Below are 23368 nucleotides of genomic sequence, written 5' to 3' on the forward strand. Positions count from 1 at the left end.
CGAAGATGAGGCACCGCACCGTGGCAGACCTGATGACGCCCGAGGCCGTCGTCGTCCAACGGGGCACCCCGTTCAAGGAGATCGCGCGGCTGCTCGACGAGTACGACATCACCGCCGTACCCGTGCTCGACGAGGACGACCAGCCGGTGGGGGTGGTGTCCGAGGCCGATCTGCTGCGCCGGCAGATCGCCAAGCTCGGGGCGACCACCGCCGAGGCGATCATGACCAGCCCCGCCGTGGTGGCACACCCCGGGTGGAGTGTCGTCGAAGCGGCCAAGACGATGGAGAAGAAGAGGGTCAAGCGGCTGCCCGTGGTCGACGACTCCGGACGGCTCATCGGGGTGATCAGCCGCAGCGACCTCGTGCAGCTTTTCCTGCGCCGGGACCGGGCCATCCAGGAAGAGGTGCTGGAGGAAGTGCTGACGCGCACGCTCGGGGTGGCACCGTCCGCGGTCACGGTCGAGGTCTCCGACGGCCATGTGACCCTCACCGGCTCCTTGGAGCGCAAAAGTCTGGTCCCCATTGCCGTGCGGTTGTGTGAAAGCGTCGACGGGGTGGTCGAGGTGGTCGACCGGCTCAGCTATCTGCGGGACGACACCGCCACACACCGGCAGGACGCGCCGGAGTAGCGCGAACGGGCCGTCGTCCGGCGTCCGGGAGATGCGCGCGGCACCCGGAACTCAGCCCTGCGGCACGACCGAGACGGGGCAGTTGGCATGGTGCAGGGCCGCATGAACGACGGGGCCGAGCAGCATCGGTGACCGCCGGTTGCGGCGCCCGACGACCAGCAGGCCCGCATCACAGCAGGCCGCCAGCAGCACGGGGGCGGCCCGGCCGTTCGCCACATGCGGGACCACCTCGACGGCGGGGAACTTCGCCCGCCAGGGCAGCAACGCCTCGGCGAGCGTCTCCTGCTCCGCGACGCCGGCCGCCGTCCCGTCCGGCGGGTGGCCCGGGCCGGCGCGCACCGGTTCCACGGTCGCCGCCGGGCCCCACGCCCGTACGGCGCGCACCCGTGTGTGATGGGCGTCGGCGGCCGTGAAGGCGAATTCCAGTACGGCCTCGTCCTCCGGCCCCGCATGCCGCACGCCCACCACGATCTCCCGCTGCGGAAACGCCGCGTCCTCGCGCACCGTGACGACCGGACACACCGCCTGGCCCAGCACCTGGAGACTGACCGAGCCGAGCAGGAAACCGGCGATCGCGCCGTGCCCGCGCGACCCCAGAATCAGCATCGTGGCCTGCGCGCTCCGCTCCAGCAACGCGTCCGCGGGCCGCTCCGCGACCTGCTCGGTGGTCACCGGAATCCCCGGGTGCCCGGTGAATGCCAGGTCCACCGCGCCACGGAGCAGCTCGGCGCCACGGCGCTCCTGGCCGGCCACCTCAAGAGCAGCCGGCGGGACGTCCGCCGACGGGGATCCCCAGGAATGCAGCAGATGGAGCGGCAGACCCCGGGCCGCGGCCTCCTCGGCGCCCCAGAGCACGGCCGGCACGCTGTTCCCCGTGCCGTCCAGTCCTACGACCACCGGGCCGGCCATGACGCACCTCCGCGCACTCGGAGCCTGCACGGGCGCCGACATCTCGCCCCTGCCTCTCCAGCGTGGCCGCAGCGGCACCGCCCCCGGCATGAGCCACTCGGCCCCATCACCCGGCCGGCAGGCCCGGAGGGGCTCGCGTCCGGTCCCCGGCCGGAGCACCCTGGAAACAAGACCGTGTAGCCGTGAACCGAGCTGTGAGGTGCCTGATGAGCACTCTCGAAGAACACATTGACGTGGGCGTTCCCCTCGATACCGCGTGGGACTGCCTGCACCGGGCGGAGTCCTATCCGCGATTCCTGGACGGGGTGCGCGAGGCCCGGCAGGAGGGCGAACACCGGACGCATCTGGACATCGACGCGGGCGGCCGGCCACAGGAGTGCGTGGTCGAGATCACCGACCGCAGCGTGGAAAACGTCATGAGGTGGCAGACCACCAGCGGCCCCGAGCTGGCGGGCACCTTCTCGCTGCTGCCCCTCGACGAGCAGCACACCCGGGTCCAGGCCCGGTTCGAGTACGACCCGGGAACCATCAAGGAGACGTTCGGCGGACCCCAGGGCTTCGCCCAGGCCTCCGCGATCGAACGCGGCCTCCGCAGTGACCTGGAGCAATTGAAGCAACTGGTGGAACGGGAGGGCTGAGCCCGGCCGGCACGCCCGTCCCCGTGGCCCGCCCTGGCGGATCTTCCGCCGCATCGGTGCGGGCCACGGGTGGCCGGGCCGGCGTTCACGAGCCTTCGTGATCATGCGCGTCGTCATCATTCGCGGTGGATGCGCGCGGCAACTATCACTCCGTCCCGAACGGTGTAGGTTCCGGCGAAGAAGCGATGGCTGCCATCGGTCTGTGTGGCGTCGAGTTCCACCTCAACGTTGTTGCCGACCACGGAGCGCACCGTGACGTCATCCCGGGCTGTGTCGCTGAAAGTTCGCACGAAGTAGTCGTACGGCCGCCCCGTGATGTTCTTCCCACCGAGCGCCCAAGCGGCCACGTACTCCCCGTTGTTGATGGCCCGGAAATAGGCTTCGACCACCTCGGCGGGGTCCGGCGCGGGCTGGTTCGGCGCGACCGGGCGGTGGCCGGCGCTGTCGGGTGCCCACGCCAGGGCCAAGGGCTGAGCGACCGCTGCCGTACGGGCGTGGGCCGGGGCCACTGCCGCTCCGGTGGCCACTGTCGTGGACGCCCCGGAACCGCTCGCGGCCGCCGGGGCAACGCCCAGAACCGCGCCGGTACCAATGAGGATCGCGGCCATCGCCACCCTGAAGCTCCGCATCAGGCGGTCGATGACTCCTGGCCGAGTGCCGAATCGGGAGCGGTGCCCGCCGCCCGTCCGCTGTGCGTAACGGCCCTTTGTGCAGTGAAATCCTGAATGCTCCATCATCGAAGTCCCGAGCAATACGAGGATCTGGATCTTCCTCTTCCATCGTGCGCTCCCTGTCTGTCGGATGCACCTGCAAGGGCGAGGCCGTGGAAGGGGGCAGTGCGGCATTGCGGCGGCGCGCCTCAACTGGACTCCTGCCTTGCCGTGTTCTGCGGGCAGCGCGCTGTTGGGGGAGTGGCACGAAGATGCGGGGCTCTGGGAGCTGTGATGTGCTGAGGGCAGTCAAGTGCCGCCGTTTGTACGCATGGAGCCACTGACCATGACGCGGAGTGCACGTCGCAAATTCCTGATCATTACCTGCGCGCCCCTGCTCGCTGTGGGGCTGGCGGTGGGCGTGCCCCCTACCGCCACCGCAGCTTCCGTCGACAGCTGTTCCCTCCGCACGGTTGACGACCAGGAGATCGGCCGGACTGTGGGGGCCCCTGACGCCGATGCTGACGCAACCTCAACTCAAGCTCGCCTTCAGTTGGTTGGGGACAGTTGCCGGTTCATGGCTCGGAACCGCGCCGAGGCCGCCAAGCGCGACCCCGTCGATCTGAGTGCACAGCCCATCACGGTCAACGGGATGGGCCCGCTGCGCATAGGTATGAGCCGTCAAGCGGCCGAGCGTGCGGTCGGGGCCCGGATTCCCGACGGGCCGGGTGGGCCGGAGTGCCGTGACCTTTCCGTCGAGGGAGGGCCCCAGAACCTCTTGCTGCGCTTCTCCAACGACGACGACCGGCTGGTGGCGATCTCCGTCCTGTCGTCGACGCCGGCATCGCTTGCCACCGCCTCCGGAGTTCATGTGGGGAGCACGAGGGAGGACGTGCTGGCGACATACGACAGTGAGGTGACGTCACGTCAAGTCGAGGGCGGGCCCGAGGAACTCGTCTTTGCTCCCAGGTCGGCGAAGTTCCAGGGGAGGATCATCACCTTCCTCATGAACGACGACGGTACGGTCGCGTCCTTCATCGCAGGGGAGCCCTCTTTCGCCGATCCGCTGCCCTGCGGCAGTGACTGACGGCTCCTCAACGGCCAGCTGCTGGAACTACAGCCGGACGACCACGAGGGCGATGTCGTCGCGGGCGCCGGCGCTGACGCCGAGGCGGGCCAGCAGGGCGTCGGCGAGGCGTTCGGGGCTGAATGTGCTGTAGCGGGCGAGGGCGTCGGTGAGCCGGGTGAGGCCGGTGTCGATGTCCTCGTCGCGACGTTCGATGAGCCCGTCGGTGTAGAGGACGAGGGTGTCGCCCGGCACGTACGGAAGGTGGGCCTGGGGGCGCGGCACCTGTTCGGGGTGGGCGCCCAGGGGTGGGTCGGTGGCGCGGTCCAGGAGTGCGTGGGTGCCGTCGGCGTGCAGCAGGACGGGCGGGGGATGGCCGGCGCTGCTGTAGGTGACCTGGCGGCCGGCGGTGTCGATCAGTGCCTGGACGGCGGTGGTGGCCAGCGCCTTGTCGACCGAGCGGGCGTACAGGCCGAGGACTTTGAGCGCCTGGGCGGGACCCTCGACGGAGCGGGCGGCGGCACTGAGGGCGCTGCGGAGCATGCCCATGACGGCGGCGGCATCCAGCCCGTGGCCGACGACATCGCCGACCGCGACGGCGAAACCGTCCCCGGGGAGATCGACGATGTCGTACCAGTCGCCGCAGACGTTCAGGGAGCCGATGGCGGGCAGGTAGCGCACCGCGATGTCACGGTGCCCGGCGAGGTCGGGGGAGTGCAGCATGGCCTCCTGGAGGGTGAGGGCGACCTGGCGTTCGCGGGCGTGGGCCCGGCGCAGTTCCTCGTTGAGGTGCTGGAGCGCGCGGGCCCGGACGTACAGCTCGGCCTCCATCGCCTCCTCGCGTTCGCTCAGCCGCCCGCCGGGCATCGGACGGGCCCGGCGGGAGTGGACGAAGGCCGTCACGTCCTCGACGCGGTGGATGATCCACGCCACCCTGCCGTCCGGCCCGGGGACGGGGGTGTTGATCGTCGACCACCAGCGCTCCTCGAACTCCCCGGGCCGCTCCGTCACGGGGATGTCGTACCTCTGCACCGCCATCGTGTCCGGCTCCCCGGTGGACAGCACGCGGCGCAGTGAGGGGTGCAGGTTCTGCACCCCTTCGGCGTCGGGGTCCGCGGGGTTGTCGGGGAAGGCGTCGAAGACGTACTGCCCGAGCAGATCGTCGCGGGTCCGCGCGGTCGCCTGGAGGTACGCCTGGTTGACGTCCACGATGACCAGCTCCGGATCGAGGACCAGGCATGCGCTCGGGGTCGCGGCGAACAGCGCCGCATGATCGAGCTCCGGTCTCCTCACGCTCCCTGCCCATCCTCCCGCGGCCCGGTGCTGCCGACCCTCGTCAGGCCCGCCGTCCACAGCCGCCGCGTGGCCCGCGTCCGCCGTCGGCCTCGCGCACCGCGCCGCGGGTCCGCCCGTCCCGGGCAGCGGCGGATTACGCCCCCGGCGGGCGGAAGCTGACCGACTTCTTGGTGGCCTCGTCGATCTCCTCGACGGTCAGCAGCGGAATCGTCTTGGAGTGCAGGGCTCCGCTGGCGCGGACGGTCATGGCGATGGCGGCCATCGACACGTGGTCGGGGAAGTCGAGGACGCAGTAGAAGTCGGCGTCCCCGTAGGCGAAGTAGATCGTCTCCAGCTTGCCGCCGCACGAGCTGACCACCTGCTCGACGGCCGCCTTGCGTCCGGTGCCGCCCTCGGCGAGCAGCCCCTTCATGCCCTCGGCGGTATAGCTGGCCTGCACCAGGTACTTCGGCATCCGGCTCTCCCATGCTTCAGCCCATGCGACAGCGGACCGCGATACGGCGGTCACACGGCCACCCTCGCCCGTACGGTGCGGACCGGCCAGCGGGCGGACGCCGGATGGATGAGCCGTCGGACGCGGTCGGACTCCCGTGGCGGGCCGCCGGGACCCGAAGCCGCCCGGTGAGGTCCGGGCGTGTCACCGAACGGCGCGACGAGTTCTCTCCCCCGCAGGCTGCCGGGAACCAGGCGCCGGGACCGTACGACTGACTGGAACGGGGCCCGGAGGAGGGCCGGAGCTGTGGGGAGGGCGCGTGCTGGTGGAACGTGGCAGGGAACCGGGGGCCGCCGGGCCGGACGGTGGTGCCGCACGGGCGCCGGGCGGCCGGTCGCTGACCGTGCTGCTCACGACGGCGATGGCGTTCTCCATGCTCCAGCTGTTCGTGATCGGGGCGCTCGGGCCGCGGCTGGTCGGGGAGTTGGGGATCTCGCGCACGGTGCTGGGCCTGACCACCACGGCGGGCTTCGGGGCGGCGGCCGTGCTGTCGCCGTTGGCGGGCCGGCTGGTGGACCGGGTGGGCCCGCGCCGCTGCCTGATCGCACTGCTGCTGCTCACTGCCGCCTCGCTGGCGCTCATCGGCGCCGTGCCGGGGGCCGGTGTGCTGCTGCTGGCCGTCGCTCTCGGCGGCGTACCGCAGGCGCTGGCCAATCCCGCCACCAACAAGGTGATTCTCGCCGCTGTTCCGGCCGAACGCCGGGCCGCCGTCACCGGCTGGAAGCAGTCGGGGGTGCAGTGCGGGGCGTTCGTGGCGGGGTTGCCGCTGTCGCTGCTGGCGGCGGGGGTGGGCTGGCGCGGCGCGGTCTGGGCGGCCGCGGCCGCGGCGGCAGTGGCCGCGCTCTGGGCGGCCCGGGCGCTGCCGGCCGACCGGCCTTCGGCCACCGCGGGCCCACCTTCCGCGGCCTCGTCCCCCCGCGACACCTGGCGGCTGGCCGCCTTCTCCCTGCTGCTCGGCTGTGGCATCGCCTCGGTCAACACCTACCTGGCGCTGTTCGGCTCGCAACGCCTCGGGTTGGCGCCGACCACGGCGGCGGCACTGGTGGCCGTCCTGGGCGTGGCCGGTATCGGCGGACGGGTCGGCTGGGCACGGGCGGCGGGGCGGCCGGGCTGGGCCGAGGCGCTGCCGGCGCTGCTGGCGGCCGGTGCGGTGGGTGCCGCACTGCTGCTCGCCGCCGCGCTCCGGGCGCATCCGCTGGTGTGGCCGGCCGCCGTCGCGGTGGGCTCGTTCGCGGTGTCGGCGAATGCCGTCTCCATGGTGCTGGTGCTGCGGAAGGCGGCGCCCGGCCGGGCCGGGAAGGACTCCGCGCTGGTATCGGCGGGGTTCTTCGCGGGGTTCGCGGTGGGGCCGCCGCTGTTCGGCGCACTGGTCTCCGCGACCGGATACGGGCCGGGCTGGCTCCTGGCGGCGGCCGAGTTCGCGGCGGCGTCGGCGATCGCCGTTCCCCTGATGCTGCGTCGTAGCGGAGGACCCGATGCATGAGATCGCGCATGAGACCGCGCGTGGGACCGCCCATGGGAACGCGCGTGAGAAGAGCCCTGAGCAGCGCCATGAGACGACCGGCCACGCGCCATGGGCCGACCGTGCCTGGGCGGCGGTGCTGGAGCGGACCGGGCAGACGGCGGCTGAAGTGGGGCCGCGCTTCCCGCTGTACGCCGACCCGGAGAGCGGCACCTGGAAGACCACCTCCCGGGGGTCCTGGACGGGCGGCTTCTGGGCCGGACTGCTCTGGCTGCGCGCCCTCACATCGGGCGCTCCCCAGGACCGGGCGGCCGCATCCGAGTGCACCCGGAGACTGGCCCACTGGACCGACCAGGACACCGCCACCCGCGGGCTGATCTTCTGGTACGGCACCGCCCTCGCCGCGGGGCCCGGGGGTGACGGCCTGGCGGCCGGGCTGCGGGAGAGCGCGGCCCGGTCCTGTCTGGCGGCGTACGACCCGGAGCGGGAACTGGTGCCCTGGGGTGCGGCGTTCGGCGGCCCCCGGATGCTGGCACGGGTGGACGCGGTGCCGGGGCTGGTGCCGCTGCTGGCGGGCCTGGGCACGGCGGGAGAGCGTGCGGCGTACGGCCATCTGACCCGGCATCTGACGCTGAGCCGCAGCGAGAGCCCACCCCGCCCGGCATGGCAGGCCGGACCCGATGACGGCTGGACGCCCTGCGCCGAACCCGCACCGGGATGGAGCCGCACCACGCCCTGGCTGCTGCTGGGCCTCGCGGACGGACTCCACTGCCTCACCGACGGGCTCACCTCCCGTGCGGCCGGAGCCCTGTGGGAGGCGGCGGACCGGCTCACGGCACCGCGGCTCGCCCCGGCCGCCCCGCTCGTCCCGCCGGCACAGGAGGATCAACCGTCCGGCCCGCTCGACACCTCAGCGGCCGCCATCGAGTCGGTGGCCCTGCTGAAGCTGGCCGCCCTGGCGCGGGCCACGGACCGCGGCGACGAAGCCGACCGGCTGACCGCGCGGGCCCGGCAGATCCTGCACCGCCTGTGCACCCGCCACCTCTCGGCCCGTGGGGCGCTGACGGACGGGTGCTACGACGCCGCCCGCGGTCTCGCCCCGCGCCATGAGCTGATCTGGGGCGACTTCTTCCTGGCGGCGGGACTGGCGCTGCTCACCGGCCGGATGGAGCCGTTCACGGCGTGACGGGGTAACCGCGCAGCACCCGGCGGGCCACGGCCGTGATGTGCAGCTCGTCGGGGCCGTCCAGCAGCCTGGCCGTGCGGCCGGTGCGGAACAGCCCCGGCAGCGCGGTGTCCGGGCCGAGCCCGGCGGCGCCGTGCACCTGGATCGCGGCGTCGGCCACCTGCTGAAGCATGCGGGCCGCCGCCACCTTGGCCAGACCGGTCTCCAGCCGGGCATCACCGCCCGCGGCCAGCCGGGCCGCCGCCTCATGGACCAGGAGCCGGGTGGAACGAATCGCCAGCAGCGAATCGAAGACCATCTGCTGGACGAGCTGACGGTCCGCCAGCGGCCCGGCCGACTGGCTCCGCGACCGCGCCCGCAAACACATCAGATCGAAGGCCCGCTCGGCCTGGCCGAGCCAGCGCAGACACCGCAGCACCCGGCCGAGCACCAGCCGCTCCCCGGCGATCCGCAGCGCCTGGCCGGGTGCGCCCACCACCTGCTCGGGCGGCACGGCGACACCGTCGAGCTCGATCTCCCACTGGCCGCCGGCGCCCAGTACCGGCAGCTCCCGCACCACCGTGAACCCCGCGGCCGACACGGGCACCAGAAACAGCGACAGGCTGTCCGTACCGGGCCCTTCGTCATCCACCCGCGCCAGCACGGTGACCAGATCGGCGTCGCCCGCGCCCGAGGTGAACCACTTGCGGCCGTGCAGCACCCATCCGCCCGCGGCGTCCGAGACGGCCCGGGTCGCGGTCAACCCCGGGTCGGTACCGGGGGTTTCGGGCTCGGTCATCGCATAGCAGGTCCGCACCTCGCCGTCGGCGATCCGCCGCAGCAACTGTTCCCGCACGGTGTCGTCGGCATGCCGGGCGAGCATCAGCACATCGAGGAGGGGCGCCGAGCCGAGTGCGGCGGGGCCGTGGTCGCTGGCCCCTTCGGCCTCCGCGACATGGAAGTAGAGCGGCAGGCCGAGCCCCTGGCCGCCGTACTCCTCCGGCAGCGGCAGGGCCCACAGACCCGCCCGCTTCGCCTCCGCCTGGAGTCCGCGCAACGCGGTGCGCGCCGCGTCGCCACCCGCGTCCAGCACCGGCTCGCACGGCATCACCCGCTCCCGTACGAACGCCCTGACCCGCTCGCGCAGGGCCTCGGCCTCGGGCGGGCAGCCGGGCTGCCCGAGTCCGGCGGCCCCCAGGGGCGGGTCCGTCGCCGACAGGGGGTGCTGCTCAGGGTTCATGGCGTGCACGGCCTCCTCCACATTCACCGGGAACTCGGTGAACCGACAGTCCGACTTACTGGCCGTGGAGTTGGTCGGCGCGGGACGCCGTCCGGTTCCCGTGTCTGTGTGTGAACCAGGCGGCGGTCCGCCGCCGGAGAGGAGTGCCGTGGGACACCCTGCCGTCATCCGCGCGTCCCGACCGCTGGAAGAGGTGACCGTCCGGGTCGCGGGCCCGTCGGCGCTCACCGCGCCGGCGGCCGGCCATCTGCGGGCGCTCGGCGCGACCCTGACACCGCAGACGCCCGGGGCGCACACCGGGCCCGCCACGTTCGAGGCCACGGGCGCGCCGGGCGCGGCCACCGCGCACACCTCCTGGGCCGATGTCCTGCCGGCCGCGGACGCCGTCGACGAGCCCACCGTCCAGGCGGCCACCGGCATGATGCAGGTGCACGGCAGACGCGACGGCCGGCCGCGTGGTCTCGCCGTCGACTACGCCGCCACCTGTGCCTCCGTGCTCACCGTGCAGGGCCTGCTGGCCGCCCTGCTCGGCCGGGCGCGCGGCGGCGCGCATCCCGCGCAGGTCACCACCGGCGCCGACCGGGCCGCGCTGCTCACCCTCGGCCAGTACCTCGCGGCGGCGAACGCCCCGGAGGCCGAGGCCGTACCGCTGGCGCCAGGTGGGCCGCCGTTCACCGCCCGATGCGGCACCCGGTTCGAGCTGGAGGCGCTGGACCCCGCCCCCTGGGCCCGGTTCTGGCGGGAGCTGGGCGCGCCCGAGGAGGCGATCCGCACCGGCTGGCAGCCCTTCCAGTTCCGGTACGCCACCGCCTGCGCCCCGATACCCGAGGCCCTGCACCGGGCGGCCCGTGCCGTGCCCTGGGCGCGGGTGCAACAGGCGGCCGCCACCGCGGGGGCAGAGGTGTGTGCCCTGCACGCCCCGGCCGCGCTGCCCGGAACGACGGCCGGCACGGCGCCCTGGACTCTGACCCCCCGGACCGCGGACCACCCCCGGCCGGCCACCGGCACCGCCTCGCACGCCGCTCTTCCCCTCTCGGGGCTGACGGTCCTGGAAGCGGGCCGCCGCATCCAGGCCCCGCTCGCCGCCCATCTGCTCCGTCAACTCGGGGCGGAGGTCCTGCGGATCGAGCCTCCCGGCGGTGACCCGCTGCGCGGTATGCCGCCCTGCTGCGAGGACGTATCGGCCCGCTGGCTCGCCCTCAACCGGGGCAAGAACGCCGTACAGATCGACATCAAGTCCCCCGTCGGGCAGGCCGAGTTGCGGGAGCTGGCCTCCGGCGCCGATGTCTTCCTGCACAACTGGGCGCCGGGCAAGGCCGAACAGCTCGGCCTGGACGCCGACCGGCTGGCGGCCGTCAACCCGGGGCTGGTGTACGCCTACACCAGCGGCTGGGCCGGGCGGCTGCCCGAGGCCCCGATGGGCACCGACTTCATGGTCCAGGCGCGTATGGGCATCGGCGCGGTGGCCCGCCCCGCCGACGAACCGCCCGCGCCGTCCCTGATGACCCTCATCGACGTCCTCGGCGGACTGCTCGGCGCGGAAGCCGTGGTCGCCGGGCTGCTGCTGCGCGAACGCGGCGGCAGCGGCGTACGGGTGGAGTCCTCGCTGCTGGGCGCCGCGGAAGCGCTCACCGCACCGGCGCTGCACCGGGCGGCGGCCGGCGGCGAGCTCCGCCGTCCCGCGGGCTTCCGCCGTCCGCTGCCGACCGCCGACGGCTGGATCGCCCCCGCCGACGACTCCGCTCCCGCCGCCGGGGTCCGCGCGGCCCGGTGGACGGAGATGACCTCCGAGCAGGCGCTGGCCGCGCTGCGGGCCGACGGGCTGGCCGCGACCGCCGTGACCACCGACCTCGGTGCGCTCCCGCAGGACCGGCGCCTGAGCGGTGCCTTCACCCGTGACCCCCATGGCTCCCTCGTCGTCCCCACGCCCTGGAGATTCGTATGACCCCGCGGATACCCGACCTGGTCCCCGGCCCGCTCCGCCGCGCCTGGGCGGCGGAGGGACACTGCCCCGATCTCGACCTGTACGCGCTGTTCCGGGCACACCGGATGCGTCACCCGCTCCGGACCGCCGTGATCGACGCACAGGGCGAGACCACCTACGCCGAGCTGGACACCGAGGCCCGATGTCTGGCCGCCGGCCTCGCCGAGGCCGGTATCCGTCCGGGCGATGTGGTGGGCGTCCAACTGCCCAACAGCAGAGCGGCGGTGGCCGCCGACCTCGCGCTGGCCGCCATGGGGGCGATCGCCCTGCCCTTCCCCGTCGGGCGCGGCGGCCGCGAAGCCGTCTCGCTGCTCGGCCGCTCCGGGGCGCGCGCGGTGATCGCGGCCACCACCTACCGGGGGAGCGAGCACGCCCGGGAACTGGCGGAACGGGCCGACGCCTTGCCCGCCCTGCACACCGTGATCGCCGCCGGCCCGGGCCCGGTCCCCGCCGGCTGCCGGTCGGCGGCCGAACTGACCGGCGACGAGCGGGCCTTCACCCCCGATCGGCCCGACCCGGACTCCGCGGCCCGCATCCTGGTCTCCTCCGGATCCGAGGCGGAGCCGAAGATGGTGGCCTATTCGCACAATGCGCTGGCCGGCGGCCGGGGAAATTTCCTCGCCTCGCTGCTGACGGACGGCACACCGCCCCGGTGTCTCTTCCTCGTCCCGCTCGCCTCGGCGTTCGGCAGCAGCGGGACCGCGGTGACCCTCGCCCGGCACGGCGGCACCCTGGTACTGCTCGACCGCTTCACGCCCGAGTCCGCGCTGGCGGCGCTGCGCGCCCATCGGCCCACCCATGTGCTGGGCGTGCCCACGATGGTGCGCATGATGGTGGAACACTGCGCCACGGAAGGCCGTACGGCGGACGGGCCGACGGCGCTGGTCCTGGGCGGCTCCGCGCTCGACGCGGCCACCCACGACGAGGCGGCCAGGGTCTTCGGCTGCCCGGTGGTCAACCTCTACGGATCGGCCGACGGGGTCAACTGCCATACCGGCCTGACGCAGCGGCACCCGCTCCCGGACGACGGCCCGGGGATCGTGGTGGGCCGCCCCGACCCCGCCGTCTGCGAGATCCGGATCGCGCCGCCGCCCGGCGCGGCCTCGGACGGCACCGGGGAGATCCTCGCGCGCGGCCCGATGACCCCCCTCTGCTATGTCGGCGCCCCCGAGCTGAACATGCGCTACCGCACGGCGGACGGCTGGGTACGCACCGGTGACCTGGGGACGCTCGCCACCGACGGCACCCTGCGGGTCGTCGGCCGCCTCAAGGACATCGTGATCCGCGGTGGCGCGAACATCAGCCCCGCGGAGGTCGAGGGCGAGCTCTCCTCCCACCCGGACGTACGGGACGTGATCTGCGTGGGCGTGCCCGACCCGCTGATGGGGGAGCGGCTCGCGGCCTGTGTGGTGCCGAGAGCCGGCCGGGAGATCACCCTCCAGAGCCTGTGCGCCCACCTCGATACACGGGGTGTGGAGCGCCGCAAACACCCCGAGCACCTGTTGCGGGTGACCGGCGCGCTGCCGCTCACCCCCGCGGGCAAGCCCGACCGCACCGCCCTGCGGAACCGGATCGCCGCCGGGCTCCCGGCCGAGCCCGCACGGACGGGGTGACCGGCCGGCGGTGGTGGGCGCAGGCGCCAACGGCCCACCACCGCCCGCTGATTCACCGAGTGGTCAGGACGCGGCGAACGCCTTCTCCATCTGCTGCGCGGCCTTGCGGTACACCGCCAGCAGATCGAGGTCCTGCCCCGGGTAGTTGGCGATGTTCAGCTGCTTGGCGCCCGAGCCGGGCAGCACCGTTCCGGTCGACATGTTCTCGTTGTCGAGCACGAACTTCGGCTTCTTCGCGGACAGTTTGGACAGCTGAGCCGGAGTCACCGCCTCGGGTCCGTAGGTGCCCACCAGCTGCGCTCCGGCGAGTTTGGCCGCCCAGCTGGTGAACATCTGGGCAGTCACCGCCGGGGCCTTGCCGCCGGGCCAGGCGCCCCGCACCTTCTTGTTCAGCGACTCCCACTCCTTGCCGAACGTGGTGTTCCACCGCGCGGCCGCCTTCTGCGTACCGAACGCCTTGCCCAGACGGGTCACATTGGCCGTCGTCTTCGACGGGGTGTTGTCCAGGTTCAGTTCGATCATCTTGGCCCGGGAGCCCGCCGCCTCCTTGATCCGGCCGGCGAAGGGCTCGAAGGAGGAGTAGAGGACGTAGTCGGCTTGCGCCACCTTGGCCAGATCGGACGGCTTGACGTCGTAATCGGGCGCATGCCGGATCGAGGCGGGGACGATGGAGGTCACCTGCTTCGCCCCGGCGGCCTTCGCCAGCGCCGCCTCCCAGACCGTGGTGGCGACCACCACGGGTCCCGAGGAAGCCTTGTCCGAGGTGGCCGCGGTCTTCTCCGAGGTTGCGCCGGAGCCGCAGCCGGAGATCAGCAGCAGGCCCGCGCTCAGTGCGACGAGGGGACGGACGAGGCCGCGGGTTCGCGCCATGAGGGAGTTCTCCGTTCAGGGATGAGATGAGCTGCGAGGGCGACCGCACCCGCAGCGAGGACGAGGACCGGCCCGGGCGGCAGGTCCCAGGCCAACGAGGCAAGAAATCCGACGACGTTCACCACCAGCCCGATGCCGATCGCCCACAACGTGATCGAGACCAGCGAGCGGCCGAGCCGTCGGGCGGCGAGGGCCGGCAGCAGGGTGAGCGCGTCCACCAGCAGGGCCCCGGTCAGCCGGATGGCACCGGCCACCGCGACCGCCACCAGGACCAGGAGCAGCACGGTCAGCCGCTGCACCGCCACCCCGGAACACAGCGCCAGCTCCCGGTCGTGCAGCAGCAAAGACAGCTCCCGGCGCCGCCAGACGAACAGCGCGGGAAGGGCCACCGCCAGCGCGCCCAGCACCGCGAGATCGGCGGGCCGCACCGCCAGGATCGACCCCCACAGCAGCGCGAAGGCCCCGTTCGCGTTCACCCCGGACAGCGCCAGCATCAACAGCGCGGCGGCGATGGCCAGGCTCATCAGCAGCCCCATCGCCCCCGACAGCCCGTCCGCCGTACGCGCCAGCGGCGCCACCCCGGCACCGGCCAGCGCACACGCGACGAGCGCACACAACACCGGGTCGAGGCCCAGCAGTTGCCCCGCCGCGATCCCCAGCAGCGCCACATGCATCATCGCGAAGCGCACCGGCATGATGTCCAGCCCGACGATCACCACGCCCACTATCGGCAGCCCCAGAGCGGACAGCAGCAGACCGGCCCCGGCACGCTGCACCGGTACCAGCTGGAGCAGGTCACCGACCTGTCCGAGCGCGCTCACCGGACCTCCCGCAGACGCCCGGCGGCCATCTCCAGCGTCCGGTCGCAGCGCGCGGCCATCGCCCGGTCATGGGTGACCACGAGCACCGTCACCGGCAGCGTGGTGAGCACCTCCGCGGCCTCCTCCTGCCCGGCGAAGTCCAGCGCCGCCGTCGGCTCGTCGGCAAGCAGCACGCCGGCGCCCGCGGCCACACACCCCACCGCCCGCGCCAGATGCATCCGCTGCAACTGCCCACCGGACAGACTGCTCAGCGGACGGTCCCCGAGCGCACCCACCCCGAGACGCACGGCGGCGCTCGCCGCCTCGTCCGGGGCGCCGCTGCTCGCCAGCAACTCCTTCGCCAACAGCGGGAAGCGCCCGGCCGCCGGGCGCTGCGGTATCCACGCGCAGGCCCGTCTGCGCCAGGCCCACTCCGCCGCGCTGCGACAGCCCCGCCGCCCGACGAGGATCTGCCCGTCGACCTGCCGGTGCAGGCCCAGCACCGCCCGCAGCAGCGTGGTCTTGCCCGAACCGTTCGTACCGGTCAGCGCGATCCGTTCGCCGGCTGCCACGTCCAGATCGACACCGCTCACGGCCTCCAGGCGGCCATGCCGGCACACCACGCCGTGCATCCGTACGCCGAGACCGGACGCCCTGATCTCCTGCCGTGCCGCTGGGGGCTCCGGCTGCTCATTGCTGCGCTCCACAGCCCACTAGTCGGCCCGGCCGGGCGTCGAGTTCCCGGCCGGGCGGGATTCTCTGTGCGGGGGTGCGCGGGCCCCTGGCCCGTAGGACGCGGCCGGGGCGCGCGGCCGCTGCTCCACATGTCCGCGCGCCCCGGCCTTTCCCCTCGGCCGCCGCATCCGGCCGCCGCTCCCGGACCCCCGTCCGCCGCGGCTACCGCATCACGCCGAGGCCGTCGAAGCGGACACCCGCCACGCCGCGCCGAAGCCGGCCGGCGCCGCTTCCCGCGCCGCGCCGTCCGGCCGCCGCACGGTGCTGCCTTCCGCCGAGTTCACCAGCGCGATCAGCGTCTCCCGGGCCCGTGCCACCCGGGACCGGACGGTGCCCACCGGACACCTCGCCACCGAGGCGGCCTGCGCATAGGGCAGCCCGAGCAATTGCGTGAGCACGAACGCCTCCCGCCGCGCGGGCGCGAGAGCACAGAGCAGATCGGCCAGCACGATGCCCTCGTCGAATCCCGGCAGGATCTCCGGCTGCGCCTGTTCGGCCATGGTCTGCCAGTCGTCGAGCGCGGCGATACGGGGCCGGGCCCGGTTGGCGCGGATCCGGTCGGCGACCGTGCGCCGTGCGATCGTCAGCAGCCAGGTACGGGCCGAGGACCGGCCCTCGAAGGAGGGGAGGCCCCGGAGGGCCCGCAGATAGGTGTCCTGCACCAAGTCGTCCGCCGCCTGGAAGTCACCGCTCAAATGCGTGACATAGCGCAGCACATCGCGCCGGGTGGCCCGTACGAACCGCTCGACGGCGGCCTCGTCACCGCTGCGGCCCTCCAGCGCCCACTGGGTCACCTGCGCGTCCTCAGCCGCACGCATGCGATGCCTCCTCTCCCTCACGCAGTTCCATGGGCACGGGTAGGTGCGATACCGGCATCTGGGCAGGCGTCATCATCGATAGTCCTTCGCTGGATCCGGCCCGGCGAACGGCGCGGGGACCGGAGAAGTCGGGGCGGGCGCGGCCGGCGCGGCATACCCGCGCCTCCGTCCGCTGCCCGGAGGGCGCTGTGCTGTCAGTGGACAGCCGGCGCTCGCGGTGGTCCCCGACGCGAGACGACATGGACCAGGAGCCGGCCCCGCAAGGCGCGATGCGGTGTCCGCTCCGGTTCCCGGGGCTCCGGGGGGAGGGTCGGCAGCACGGTGTGCCGTACGAGGCGGAGGCGTGGCACGAGGGCGAGGGACACCGCCCGTACCAGCCGGAAGACCGCGCGTTCGCCGCCCCACATCCACCACACGCTCAGCGTCGCGATCAGCAGATGCGCCGCGAGCATCACGCCGGCGCCCCCCGGCGCCCCCGGATGCGGGGTGTGCCCCATGACGGCCATCTGGCCGGACATCGACAGACCGCCGAAGTGCCCGCCATGCGCCATCTCCTGCACCGGCGAACCGTCGACCAGGGCCGCACGCACACCACTTGGCACCCGCAGCGGATGAAACGGCACCCCGCCACCGCACCGCAGCGATTCCCACCACAGCCTGGCCCAGGAGAGTTTGCTGTGCCCGGCGTGGTCCAGCGCCTGCCCGAGGGCGAAGGCGGAGTGCAGCGTCGCTTGGGTACCCACCGTCAGGGCCGCCACCGTCAACGGACCGCGTTCCCGTCCGGCGAAGCACCACGCGCCGCCCGCGGCCCCTACCGCGGCCGTGAGCAGCACCCGCCACGGCAGCACCGCCCCGGACGTCAGCACATGCCCGACAGCCGTGAGCAGCACACAGACCACCGCGAACGCGATGGCCCGCAATCCCCTGAGTACGTTTCCGGCTTCCATGGCGAGAACAGCTTGCCCCTCCCGTGCTCCGTCAGACAGAAGAGACCTAAAGATGCTCACTTCCGGAGCGAAAATGACTGCCGGAACGGATGGCGGACTACGGCACATCGAGGGCCGGACGAGCCGCCCAAAGACGTACGGGACACCCGCCACCGAGCAAGAGCCGAATCCGTGGCACATCCGACGGTACGGCGATATCGATCCCGATCACCGCCCCTTTCCGGCCCTTCGACAATGCCCTTTGGACAACGGCCCTGCGGCAACAGCCCTGCGACAACGGCCCTTCGGCCGCCCGGGGACCCCGCGGACGCGCCCGGGACGAACCCCCACCACCCCCACCACCCCCACCACAACCAGTAGCGTCGGGCGCATGCGTGCCTTCATCGTCGATGCGTTCACCGACCGGCCCTTCGCCGGGAATCCCGCCGGGGTGTGTCTGCTGGACCAGCCGGCCGACGCCGCCTGGATGCAGCGGGTGGCCGCCGAATTCAACCTCTCCGAAACCGCCTTTGTGCACCGGACCGCGGAAAACACCTACGGACTGCGGTGGTTCACACCGACCGTGGAGGTCGATCTGTGCGGCCACGCCACGCTGGCCACCGCCCATGTGCTCCACACGACCCGGTCCGCCACTCCTGACGCGCCGCTGCACTTCACCACCCTCAGCGGGGTACTGACCGCCCGTCAGCACCGTCGGGGCGCGATATCCCTGGACTTCCCCGCGGATGCGCCGACCGCAACCCCCGTACCGCCGCTCCTCGCCGAGGCTCTGGGTGCCGAGCCGCAGTGGACCGGCCGGGCCAGGAACGATCTGCTCGTGGAACTGCCGGATGCGGCGACGGTGCGCGACCTGACCCCGGACATCGCCGCGCTGGCCGACTTCAGCGGCCGAGCCGTCATCGTGACCGCGAGCGCCCCGAACGACACCGACCACGACTTCGTCTCCCGTGTCTTCGCCCCCGCCGCCGGCATCCCCGAGGACCCCGTCACCGGCGCCGCCCACTGCGTCCTCGCACCCCACTGGGCCGAACGCCTCGGCCGCACCGCACTGAACGGCAGGCAACTCTCCCCACGCGGCGGCCGGGTGGGCGTCGACCTACGCGACGACCGAGTCACCCTGCTCGGCCACGCGGTAACCGTCTTCACCGGCGAACTCACACCTTGAAGCCGGCGCAGTGGCGTGGGTGGCACCTGCCCGGCCCCCTGCACGTCGCCCGTGTACCTCGCGGAGTTGACTTCCCTCTACGGAGGAACGGAGCTGGGAAGGGCGTTCTCCTCCGTGGCGTGGGAGCTGGCCGGCTGGATCGAGAACCCCAGGGAACCGGCGGCCTGGCGGTCACTGAAGGGACTGCCGGCACCCCGAGGAAGCGCCAGCCCCGGGGCGCTGAACCGACGGACCGGGTAGGGGAGACACGTGGGGGACGACGCCGTGGTGTTCTCGGACGCCGACGCTGCCGCGCTGTATGACCTGGTGAATCCCTGGGACCCCGAACAGTGGCCCGGCGACGGCTTCTATGACGAGCTGGTGAGGGCCGCGGGCTGGTCCACCGGGCGCTGCACCGCGGCGGCCGCTTCGCGTTCGAGACGCGGCACCCGCAGGCGCGTGCCTGGGAGGGCTGGAATCCGTCGGCGGCCTCCGACCTCGTCGACCCGGCCGGGCGGGCCCTGCGCCTCTGGCACGAGACCGAGTCCGTCATCGGTGACGTGGTCACCTTCACCGGGACGACGGCCACGGCCGACGGCACCGTGCTCCGCGTCGACCGGATGCGCCTGCGCTTTCTCGACGAGGCGGTGCTTGACGCGTTCCTCGCCGACGCGGGCTTCCTCATCGAGGCCCGGTACGGGGACTGGGGCGGCGGGCCGGTCACCGGTACGAGCCGGGAGATCATCACGATCGCCCGCCGCCGATAGGCCCCCGCCCCCCGTGTAAAAGGCACTTGATGGGACGTCAAGTGACTGACATCACAAGGCTCTGATATTCGACAAAGTGCCGCACTGTCCAATTTTGGCCTGTGCTTTCGTGATACCTTCCTCCCGCTTCTTATTCTGTCATTACATCCATGGGGGGCCGCGGATGTGTTGTCACTCATCCCGGAAGGATCACCGGTCGACGTCTGACCGACCCTCCTCATCGCGAGGTTCCGCAGGGGCATGAGGTCTCGCCGAGGGGCGGGGCATTGTCGATGTGGACGAGGGGTACGCCGAAAGGCGGCTCGTCGCAGGGCGAAAAGCGCCCGCGAAACTATCGCGATCCGGCCTTTTCTTCAGGGCAGCGTGCCTGGTGAATTGGGCGCCGTGAGCGGCGAACAAGGATCGCCCCGCCGGATCCGGCAGAGATTCGCCGGAAATCGCGCGAGAACCAATGAATTCCCGGTCCGGGAACGCGCTTTCGCGGCCCGGCTCCTTCAGCTGAACCCGGTCGCTTCGACCCTTCAACGGACAGGCTCATGAAACGAATACCTTGGGTGCGCGCCGCTGCCGTCGGTGCCTGCGCCTCGATCGCGCTCGCCGTACCGGCCGTCGCCGCGCACCAAGCGACGTCGGACGCCCCGAACGTCCCCGCCGCCACGACGACTCCGGCGACGGCCGGCCCGGCGACACCTTCCCCCGGCCCGGTGAAGCGTTCCGAGGGCGTGACGCGGGAAGACATCCGCAAGGCGCAGGAGCTGGAGCGTTACTGGACGCCGGAGCGCATCCGGAGCGCCGTCCCGGTGGACGCGGTGCGGGCCGGGGGGACGGCGCAGGCCCCGCTGCGTGCTCCGCACGCGGCGGGCCGGAGTGCGCTGTTCGCGCCGAGCCATCAGGTCGCCTCGGGGGTCCCCACGGTCGGTGTGTTCCTGATCCGCAGCGAGGACGGCTCGGCGACGCCCAACCAGTTCTGCAGCGCCGGGGCCGTCACCTCGCCGACCAAGAGTCTGGTGCTCACCGCGGCCCACTGCCTGAAGGGCGGCAAGCCGTACCGCAACGTCGCCTTCGTGCCCGGCTACCGCGGCGGGGCCTCGCAGGCCGGGGAGCCCGGGGAGCGGCCCTATGGCCTCTTCCCGATGGAGCTGGGCAAGGTGTGGATCGACGAGCGGTATCTGTCCTCGTCACCCAGCGACGATGTGGACTTCGCCGTCCTGCGCGTCGGACCGAACTCCCAAGGGCAGCTCCTGGAAGACGCCATCGGCCGCGGCAACACCCTCACGACGGTCCCTGCCGCCCAGCTGGCCCGCCGTGAGGTGACGCTCACCGGCTACCCCGGCGGCCAGAAGACCCCGCTCCAATGCACGAACGCGACCCGGGCGTTCCAGGGCCGGTTCATGGAGATCGCCTGCGACGGCTTCCGCACGGGGGTCAGCGGTGGTCCGTTCCTGGAAGGCTTCGACGGCAGCCGTGGCAACCTCGTCGGTGCCATCGGCGGCTACAAGACCGGCGGACTCCAGGACAACATCTCCTACAGCTCGCAGTTCGACAACGACGTCCTCCGTCTGTACAACCAGGCGGTCGCGGACGCGGCGCCGGACACCGTCAATCCCCTCGGTGACGCCACTACTTGGCAGCACGCCACCAGCTTCCTCACCGGCCGGTTCCACTCCGACTCGGTGCGCAACAGCACCGGCGACCTCATCGTGCGCTGGTCCGACGGCGAAGTCTCGCTCTACCCCGGCAACCGCGCCTACGGCCTGGGCAAGGACATCCGGCTCGTCAAGGACACGGCATGGAAGCAGGCGAAGGCCCTCACGGCGGGCGAATTCACCGGCAACAGCACCGACGACCTCCTCGTCACCTGGGCCGACGGCAAACTGACCCTCTACAAGGACGTCAACGAAACCAACAAGCTGAACAACCCGGTCCAGCTCAAGGGCCCCAACGGCACCTGGACGCATGCCGTGGGTCTCACCGCCGGCCGGTTCGGCGGTGGTAATACGCGCCGCGACGACCTCGTGGTGCGCTGGTCCGACGCCGAGATGACCCTCTACACCAATGTGGACGGCCGGGGTCTGCACGCCGAGAAACAGCTCGCCAAGCGCAAGAACACGACCTGGTCCCACGCCCGCGACAGCGTCGCCGGGAATTTCGCGGCGGCCGCCGGCGACCAGGATCTGTTCGTCCGCTGGTCCGACGGTGAGGTGACGGTGTACGAGAACCTCGGCGCCAAGGGCTTCAAGGGCGAACACCAGCTCCGCCCGGCGAAGTCGGCATGGCGCTACGGCAGCCTGGTCACCGCGGGTGCCTTCGGCGGCGGTACCCGCCAGGACGACCTCCTCGCGCTCTGGCCCGGCGGCAAGCTCGTCATGTACGGCGACACCACGGCCAAGGCCCTGGGCGGCGAACGCCTGCTCGTTCCCGCACGGATCAGCTGAACCCGTACGTCTCGCCCCAGGAATGCCGTCCGGTCCCGCCATGGAACCGGACGGCATTTCCTGTCGTTGACGTCCCCGTGGCGCCCGTCGCAGGTCAGGCCGGTGCCGGCAGGCCGCGGATCAGATCCGCCGCCTTCTCCGCGATCATGATCGTGGGAGCGTTGGTATTGCCCCGCACCACCGTCGGCATCACCGACGCGTCCACCACGCGCAGGCCGCTGACACCGTGCACCTGGAGCCGGGAGTCCACCACGGGGCCGATCGCGCAGGTGCTCGCGGGGTGGTACAGGGTATGGAGCTCGCGCCGGGCGAACTCCAGCAGCCCGGCGTCGTCCGTGGAGCGGGGGACGCGGAAGTCGGCACGCCGGTGCTTGCGCAGGCTGGGCTGCTCGGCGATGTCCAGCAGCAGCCGCAGCGCCCGTACCGCCGTGGCCCGGTCCTCCTCCGTCGCCAGGTAGTTGTGCAGGATGTGCGGTTTGGCGCTGGGGATCGCCGACCGCAGCGAGACCTTGCCGCGGCTGGTGGGGGCGAGCAGGGCCGCGCCGAACATGAAGGCATGGTCGGTGACCGGGCTGATGCCCTCCTCATGGAACATCACCGGAGTGGCGTGTACCTGGACATCGGGAGCGTCCAGGCCCTCGCGGGTGCGGTGGAACCCCCCGACCTCACCGACGTTGGAGCTCAGCGGGCCGCGGCCCTCGGTCTCCAGCATCCGCACATTGTCCGGTGTCTGGGCGGTCAGCAGGGATTCGGTGTCGGTCAGGTACAAGAGGCCGATGTGCGCGTGGTCCTGAAGGTTTTCCCCCACCGGGAGCTCCACCCGGGGTGTGATGCCGTGCGCCGTCAGCTCATCGCCCACACCGATACCCGACAGCATCAGCAGCTGCGGGGAGTTGTACGCCCCGGCCGCCAGCACCACCTCCCGCTCGGCGTGCCGCTGGAGCAGTTCACCGCCCCGTTCCAGCTCGACCCCGCTCGCGCGGTCCCCGTCGAACAGCACCCGGGTGCACTGGGCGCCGGTGAGCACTTCGAGGTTCGGCCGGTCCAGGGCCGGCCGCAGATAGGCGACGGCCGTGCTGCACCGCATACCGTCGCGCTGTGTCAGGTGGTAGTGGCCCACGCCGTCCTGTTCCGGACCGTTGAAATCATCCGTGTACGGGTGGCCGGCCTCCTGGGCGGCCGCCACGTAGGCAGTCATCAGAGGATGCTGCGAGCGGCCTTCGCTGACGGTCAGCGGTCCGCCGGTGCCGTGCCACGGCGAGGATTCCCCGCGGAAGTCCTCGGCGCGCAGGAAGTAGGGGAAGACGTCGTCCCAGCCCCACTGCTCCGCGCCGGCGGCGGCCCAGGCGTCGTAGTCCCGGCGGTTGCCCCGAATGTAGATCATCGCGTTCATCGACGAGGACCCACCGAGCATCCGCCCGCGGGGCAGGAACCGGCGCCGGCCGTCCAGGCCCGGTTCGCAGTCGCTGAGGTAGCTCCAGTCGTACTTCGTCTGGAACAGCTTGCTGAAGGCGGCCGGCACATGGATTTCCTGCGCATCATCCGCCGGCCCGGCCTCGATGAGGAGCACCCGGGTGTGCTCGTCCTCGGTGAGCCGGGCTGCCAGCACACATCCGGCCGACCCGGCCCCCACGATGATGTAGTCGTACACCCGTACCCCTCACGCAGCGCTGTTGCGGACCCCTCCAGCCAAGCCGCACCGGCAGG

Annotated in this window: 21 protein-coding genes; 10 read left to right on the forward strand and 11 right to left on the reverse strand. The window is 72.4% G+C overall.

Annotated features, from left to right (window positions below; translation table 11 throughout):
- Positions 1–5 precede the first annotated feature (5 nt).
- A complete protein-coding gene (locus TU31_RS11140) occupies positions 6–629 on the forward strand; it encodes a CBS domain-containing protein (RefSeq protein WP_042152855.1) in 624 nt (207 codons plus the stop codon).
- Positions 630–680: 51 nt separating this feature from the next.
- Here TU31_RS11140 and TU31_RS11145 read toward each other — a convergent pair whose 3' ends face one another.
- Entirely contained in the window at positions 681–1538 is an 858-nt protein-coding gene (locus TU31_RS11145; RefSeq protein ID WP_042152856.1) for a universal stress protein, read from the reverse strand.
- Positions 1539–1744: 206 nt separating this feature from the next.
- On the opposite strand from TU31_RS11145, the gene TU31_RS11150 reads away from it, so the two are divergent.
- A complete protein-coding gene (locus TU31_RS11150) occupies positions 1745–2176 on the forward strand; it encodes an SRPBCC family protein (RefSeq protein WP_042152858.1) in 432 nt (143 codons plus the stop codon).
- Positions 2177–2292: 116 nt separating this feature from the next.
- Here the strand turns inward: TU31_RS11150 and TU31_RS11155 are convergent, their stop codons facing one another.
- The gene (locus TU31_RS11155) at positions 2293–2790 is read right to left on the reverse strand and encodes a hypothetical protein (protein ID WP_158894356.1); all 498 of its coding nucleotides are present in this window, start codon (positions 2788–2790) and stop codon (positions 2293–2295) included.
- A 613-nt stretch (positions 2791–3403) separates the two neighbouring features.
- Between TU31_RS11155 and TU31_RS11160 the strand changes: the two genes are divergently transcribed.
- On the forward strand, positions 3404–3913 hold the full coding sequence (locus tag TU31_RS11160; RefSeq protein WP_158894359.1) for a hypothetical protein: 510 nt from the start codon (positions 3404–3406) through the stop codon (positions 3911–3913).
- Between the two features lie 27 nt (positions 3914–3940).
- Here the strand turns inward: TU31_RS11160 and TU31_RS11165 are convergent, their stop codons facing one another.
- Both TU31_RS11165 and TU31_RS11170 read right to left on the reverse strand, forming a co-directional pair.
- The gene (locus tag TU31_RS11165; RefSeq protein ID WP_042152865.1) at positions 3941–5185 is read right to left on the reverse strand and encodes a PP2C family protein-serine/threonine phosphatase; all 1245 of its coding nucleotides are present in this window, start codon (positions 5183–5185) and stop codon (positions 3941–3943) included.
- Between the two features lie 136 nt (positions 5186–5321).
- Complete coding sequence (locus TU31_RS11170; RefSeq protein ID WP_042152867.1) at positions 5322–5642, reverse strand: GYD domain-containing protein; 321 nt, start codon at positions 5640–5642, stop codon at positions 5322–5324.
- Positions 5643–5943: 301 nt separating this feature from the next.
- On the opposite strand from TU31_RS11170, the gene TU31_RS11175 reads away from it, so the two are divergent.
- Positions 5944–7164, forward strand: a complete 1221-nt coding sequence (locus TU31_RS11175; protein WP_370682728.1) for an MFS transporter — start codon at positions 5944–5946, stop codon at positions 7162–7164.
- The gene (locus TU31_RS11180) at positions 7157–8329 is read left to right on the forward strand and encodes a sugar ABC transporter permease (RefSeq protein ID WP_245698494.1); all 1173 of its coding nucleotides are present in this window, start codon (positions 7157–7159) and stop codon (positions 8327–8329) included. Before TU31_RS11175 ends, TU31_RS11180 begins: the two co-directional genes overlap by 8 nt.
- Here TU31_RS11180 and TU31_RS11185 read toward each other — a convergent pair.
- The gene (locus tag TU31_RS11185) at positions 8319–9548 is read right to left on the reverse strand and encodes an acyl-CoA dehydrogenase family protein (RefSeq protein WP_042153780.1); all 1230 of its coding nucleotides are present in this window, start codon (positions 9546–9548) and stop codon (positions 8319–8321) included. The genes TU31_RS11180 and TU31_RS11185 overlap by 11 nt on opposite strands.
- Positions 9549–9696: 148 nt before the next feature.
- On the opposite strand from TU31_RS11185, the gene TU31_RS11190 reads away from it, so the two are divergent.
- Together TU31_RS11190 and TU31_RS11195 are read left to right on the forward strand one after the other, a co-directional pair.
- On the forward strand, positions 9697–11493 hold the full coding sequence (locus tag TU31_RS11190; protein ID WP_042152870.1) for a CoA transferase: 1797 nt from the start codon (positions 9697–9699) through the stop codon (positions 11491–11493).
- Entirely contained in the window at positions 11490–13145 is a 1656-nt protein-coding gene (locus TU31_RS11195; RefSeq protein WP_042152873.1) for a class I adenylate-forming enzyme family protein, read from the forward strand. The genes TU31_RS11190 and TU31_RS11195 overlap by 4 nt, the downstream gene beginning before the upstream one ends.
- A gap of 63 nt (positions 13146–13208) precedes the next feature.
- Here the strand turns inward: TU31_RS11195 and TU31_RS11200 are convergent, their stop codons facing one another.
- The 5 genes from TU31_RS11200 to TU31_RS37945 form a co-directional block, all read right to left on the reverse strand.
- Complete coding sequence (locus TU31_RS11200) at positions 13209–14015, reverse strand: metal ABC transporter substrate-binding protein (protein WP_042152876.1); 807 nt, start codon at positions 14013–14015, stop codon at positions 13209–13211.
- Positions 13973–14836 carry a metal ABC transporter permease gene (locus TU31_RS11205; protein ID WP_042152878.1) on the reverse strand — a complete coding sequence of 288 codons (864 nt, stop codon included), beginning with the start codon at positions 14834–14836 and terminating at the stop codon, positions 13973–13975. Before TU31_RS11205 ends, TU31_RS11200 begins: the two co-directional genes overlap by 43 nt.
- Entirely contained in the window at positions 14833–15447 is a 615-nt protein-coding gene (locus TU31_RS11210; protein WP_042152879.1) for an ABC transporter ATP-binding protein, read from the reverse strand. Before TU31_RS11210 ends, TU31_RS11205 begins: the two co-directional genes overlap by 4 nt.
- 273 nt (positions 15448–15720) lie before the next feature.
- Positions 15721–16368 (reverse strand): sigma-70 family RNA polymerase sigma factor, encoded by a 648-nt coding sequence (locus TU31_RS11215; RefSeq protein WP_078885699.1) that lies wholly within the window; start codon positions 16366–16368, stop codon positions 15721–15723.
- 194 nt (positions 16369–16562) lie between these two features.
- Entirely contained in the window at positions 16563–17315 is a 753-nt protein-coding gene (locus tag TU31_RS37945; protein WP_042152882.1) for a hypothetical protein, read from the reverse strand.
- A 370-nt stretch (positions 17316–17685) separates the two neighbouring features.
- Between TU31_RS37945 and TU31_RS11225 the strand changes: the two genes are divergently transcribed.
- The 3 genes from TU31_RS11225 (at position 17686) to TU31_RS35860 (ending at position 21661) form a co-directional block, all read left to right on the forward strand.
- Entirely contained in the window at positions 17686–18480 is a 795-nt protein-coding gene (locus TU31_RS11225; RefSeq protein WP_042152885.1) for a PhzF family phenazine biosynthesis protein, read from the forward strand.
- Between the two features lie 539 nt (positions 18481–19019).
- Positions 19020–19226 carry a hypothetical protein gene (locus tag TU31_RS35855; protein ID WP_052718887.1) on the forward strand — a complete coding sequence of 69 codons (207 nt, stop codon included), beginning with the start codon at positions 19020–19022 and terminating at the stop codon, positions 19224–19226.
- A gap of 536 nt (positions 19227–19762) precedes the next feature.
- Positions 19763–21661, forward strand: coding sequence for a trypsin-like serine peptidase (locus TU31_RS35860; protein WP_158894363.1), 1899 nt, complete (start codon positions 19763–19765; stop codon positions 21659–21661).
- A gap of 94 nt (positions 21662–21755) precedes the next feature.
- Here TU31_RS35860 and TU31_RS11240 read toward each other — a convergent pair whose 3' ends face one another.
- The gene (locus TU31_RS11240) at positions 21756–23312 is read right to left on the reverse strand and encodes a GMC family oxidoreductase (protein WP_042152888.1); all 1557 of its coding nucleotides are present in this window, start codon (positions 23310–23312) and stop codon (positions 21756–21758) included.
- Between the last annotated feature and the right edge of the window lie 56 nt (positions 23313–23368).

Source organism: Streptomyces lydicamycinicus, from assembly GCF_000829715.2.
Taxonomy (GTDB): domain Bacteria; phylum Actinomycetota; class Actinomycetes; order Streptomycetales; family Streptomycetaceae; genus Streptomyces; species Streptomyces lydicamycinicus.

What these genes read in the sequence shown, in the direction of transcription:
- TU31_RS11225 (WP_042152885.1), top strand. Translation starts at nt 17,686, where the DNA reads ATGCGTGCCTTCATCGTCGATGCGTTCACCGACCGGCCCTTCGCCGGG.
- TU31_RS11145 (WP_042152856.1), bottom strand. Translation starts at nt 1,538, where the DNA reads ATGGCCGGCCCGGTGGTCGTAGGACTGGACGGCACGGGGAACAGCGTG.
- TU31_RS11215 (WP_078885699.1), bottom strand. Translation starts at nt 16,368, where the DNA reads ATGCGTGCGGCTGAGGACGCGCAGGTGACCCAGTGGGCGCTGGAGGGC.
- TU31_RS11195 (WP_042152873.1), top strand. Translation starts at nt 11,490, where the DNA reads ATGACCCCGCGGATACCCGACCTGGTCCCCGGCCCGCTCCGCCGCGCC.
- TU31_RS37945 (WP_042152882.1), bottom strand. Translation starts at nt 17,315, where the DNA reads ATGGAAGCCGGAAACGTACTCAGGGGATTGCGGGCCATCGCGTTCGCG.
- TU31_RS11170 (WP_042152867.1), bottom strand. Translation starts at nt 5,642, where the DNA reads ATGCCGAAGTACCTGGTGCAGGCCAGCTATACCGCCGAGGGCATGAAG.
- TU31_RS11210 (WP_042152879.1), bottom strand. Translation starts at nt 15,447, where the DNA reads ATGCACGGCGTGGTGTGCCGGCATGGCCGCCTGGAGGCCGTGAGCGGT.
- TU31_RS11200 (WP_042152876.1), bottom strand. Translation starts at nt 14,015, where the DNA reads ATGGCGCGAACCCGCGGCCTCGTCCGTCCCCTCGTCGCACTGAGCGCG.
- TU31_RS11140 (WP_042152855.1), top strand. Translation starts at nt 6, where the DNA reads ATGAGGCACCGCACCGTGGCAGACCTGATGACGCCCGAGGCCGTCGTC.
- TU31_RS35860 (WP_158894363.1), top strand. Translation starts at nt 19,763, where the DNA reads ATGAAACGAATACCTTGGGTGCGCGCCGCTGCCGTCGGTGCCTGCGCC.
- TU31_RS11160 (WP_158894359.1), top strand. Translation starts at nt 3,404, where the DNA reads ATGGCTCGGAACCGCGCCGAGGCCGCCAAGCGCGACCCCGTCGATCTG.
- TU31_RS11180 (WP_245698494.1), top strand. Translation starts at nt 7,157, where the DNA reads ATGCATGAGATCGCGCATGAGACCGCGCGTGGGACCGCCCATGGGAAC.
- TU31_RS11185 (WP_042153780.1), bottom strand. Translation starts at nt 9,548, where the DNA reads ATGAACCCTGAGCAGCACCCCCTGTCGGCGACGGACCCGCCCCTGGGG.
- TU31_RS11150 (WP_042152858.1), top strand. Translation starts at nt 1,745, where the DNA reads ATGAGCACTCTCGAAGAACACATTGACGTGGGCGTTCCCCTCGATACC.